At 38.6% G+C, this 2,906-nt stretch carries 2 protein-coding genes; both read right to left on the bottom strand.

Going from position 1 to position 2,906, the window contains the following annotated elements; translation table 11 throughout:
• Positions 1 to 363: 363 nt before the first annotated feature.
• Entirely contained in the window at positions 364 to 1,203 is an 840-nt protein-coding gene (locus CK510_RS28740; RefSeq protein ID WP_095724886.1) for an SDR family oxidoreductase, read from the bottom strand.
• A 307-nt stretch (positions 1,204 to 1,510) separates the two neighbouring features.
• Entirely contained in the window at positions 1,511 to 2,533 is a 1,023-nt protein-coding gene (locus CK510_RS28745; protein ID WP_095724887.1) for a hypothetical protein, read from the bottom strand.
• Between the last annotated feature and the right edge of the window lie 373 nt (positions 2,534 to 2,906).

A 2,906-nucleotide genomic window follows, 5' to 3' on the forward strand; every position in this document is an offset into this window, starting at 1 on the left:
GTAACGAATAATTAAATTCGGTCGATGTCTATTAATTCTCTGTTCTCATCAAGTTGGGATTTTTGTTACTCCTAGGACTTACGCATTGACAGAAAAATCAAAATGGGGGTATAGGTTTCCACGCTTTGAGCTTGATTTTTCTGTTCCGCACCATGCGATACGCCTTTGGCGTTAAGCTCCGCTTATCGCAACCAAGAAAGGGTAATTTAGAAAAGCCTGAAACAACGTATTTACGTTGATACACAACATAGCTCTTTTGTACAGTGCGTAAGTCCTAACTCCCTTGCCATAATCCTAGTAAACTGCAAAAGTATCGCTTCTAATACCAATTCTTTGTGAAGCTGCATAGAATGTTACCCCACCCTATCGCGGAGCGGCTTCCCGTTCAAGACCAGCTTTAATGATGCTGTGAAATAGTACATCTGGTAAAAACTTCCGTAGAGTCAACAACAAACTCGCATTACCACCTGCTGGATAACGCAATTTCCAACTACCATCGGTTACAGCCCGATAAATGACCTTTGCTGTAACACTTGGTGGCGAACCCGCTCCCGCTTGCTGCAATTGTGGTAAAACTCTATTTGAGTAGTCATCATAATCTGTCAATCCAGGTTTTTGGGAAACAGTCATCGAACGACCATAAAAATCTGTTTTAATTGGTCCAGGTTCAATGATTTTGACTTTAATATTAAATTGCTTCAACTCAAAATGCAGCGATTCCGAAAAGCCCTCCACAGCCCATTTTGTGGAATGGTAAGGACTATAAAGCGGCAAAACCATCTTACCACCGATAGAAGCAATATTGACTAAAATCCCTTGTTTACGATCGCGAAAATGGGGCAAAATTCCACGGGTTACAGCCATTAAACCAAAAACATTAGTGGCAAACTGACGTTCGATTTCCTCTGGAGAACAAGCTTCAAACACCCCAATCAAACCATAACCAGCATTATTCACCAATGCATCGATGGTACCAAACCTTGCGATCGCACCATCAATTGCAGTTTGGATTGTCTGTGTTTGCGTCACATCCAATGGTAAACAAAGAATATTGGGAAGCTTTGCAAGTTCACTATTTTGGTCTGGGTTTCTCATCGTCGCAACTACATTCCAACCCTGATTTTGAAAGATTTTGGCAGTTTCTAAACCAATCCCAGAGGATGTACCCGTAATTAATATAGTCTTGTTTAGTTGATTAGCCATAATTGCGATACCAAAAGTCAGCGAAGCTATCGTATAAATCGCTCTATTCTAGCTAATCTCTATTTATTTTTGCGGTACATAGTAAACATCGACCGAATTTAATTATTCGTTACCTGAAACCCTTATCGTGCCTCCGCAATGCTACGTCTCTACATTCATTTTCACTCCCATGTCTATTGTCCTAAATTGTAGGGGTGGGGTCTCCCCACCCTGACTTACGAATGATACGATTGATAAATCTAGAAGTTAGGATATTTTATTATTTATTATCTTTAAATCCCTAAATATTCAAATGAAGCAATAAAAATTAAGGTAATAAAGGTGGAATTGACTTGAGACTATCAGGATTCCAGGTATACTCCTTAATATCGCTAGACCAAGGAACTTCATCGGCTGTCGCAAGTTTGAGAGTACCTTGAGTAAGCTTATTATATAGACCCCAAAAATCACCAATTTCAATTTGATTTTTAATAAAAGTTTGGCGCAGAAGTTCATTTGTATACATCATATTATGAGCTTCAAAACTACCTTCAGGAAACAAACGCGGAAATATCAAAAATTTGATATCATCTCGTTTTTGTTTAATTGCTCTTTGAGGTGTAATTCCCAATTTCTCAGGTAATGGGTCCCCTTGAATATAAACCATGATATAATTTGGACCCTTCACCCATTGCTGATAGCCATTACCAAATATAAAGAGATTAATCAGTTGACTAGTACGACTCTCCCAGACTTGTTCTTGAATTCGGCGTGCAGCAAAATCAAACATGCGAGCGCGATCGCAGACAAATTTTCTTTTAGCACGTCTAATTGCCCTCGCTAGCAAAATTGTCCCCAAACTATCCCCTGATAAATTCAGATGAACATTGTGTGTTACCGCATAATGAATCAATTTCGCAGCATTGGGAATTACTGGGCTACCAGATAAACCAAGCCTGTCCAAAGTTCCATTTACCCAATCAAGGTAGCGGTTAATAAAGGCGTTAATCGGATGCTGTTTGAGAAAAGAGGCATTATTTAGATTAGAAATGCCAGTAAGGAGCGTATGGGCATACCTGCGACTTCTTTTTGAAGACTCATGTTCCAGTTGTCCCAGTCCAGAAATAAAAATGGCAAAGAGTTCACGTTGATCGTTTTCTGGATAGTAGGTTATTTCATTGGCAATTTTGGCGATTGGATTTGGGGATGCCATGACATCATCAAAATCAAACATCCGTTCGTCACCAGGGTTTTGTAACTGTCCATCAAATTTTTTATCTGGGAATAGAGCTTCAAGAGGCAAGCGCCACCAGGGCGATATAATTTGTTTTGCCTTGTCTTCGCTCTTCATAGGAAAATTCCGTATTTTTGTTTGTACTTTTTGTTTTCAGTCGGTTTAGTTTAAAGCGCAGTATGCCAAGCAAGCTACGCCGAACTTAGGTATTAAGCTTTGCTTATAGCACATAGGTAAAGCTTTAACATAACAATAATTTATAACCATGTTGTAACTAACTATTTGGTCATGAAAATTTAAAATATTTTTTTTATTTGCAGATTATTTCATCTTTTACTAGAACGCATTTACTAGTAAAAGGTGGTGAAAATTAATCAGGATAAATAAATCAGGGTAAGGGAACACCAAGAAGTAAATTGCCCCATTGCCCCAATATATAAGGGCTGGGATACCCAACCCCTACGAATGATACGATTGATAATTATATAAT

This window comes from Brunnivagina elsteri CCALA 953, from assembly GCF_002289455.1.
Taxonomy (GTDB): domain Bacteria; phylum Cyanobacteriota; class Cyanobacteriia; order Cyanobacteriales; family Nostocaceae; genus Brunnivagina; species Brunnivagina elsteri.

Bases quoted from the DNA above. Each gene is read 5' to 3' on its own strand.
- CK510_RS28740 (WP_095724886.1), bottom strand. From the start codon at position 1,203: ATGGCTAATCAACTAAACAAGACTATATTAATTACGGGTACATCCTCT.
- CK510_RS28745 (WP_095724887.1), bottom strand. From the start codon at position 2,533: ATGAAGAGCGAAGACAAGGCAAAACAAATTATATCGCCCTGGTGGCGC.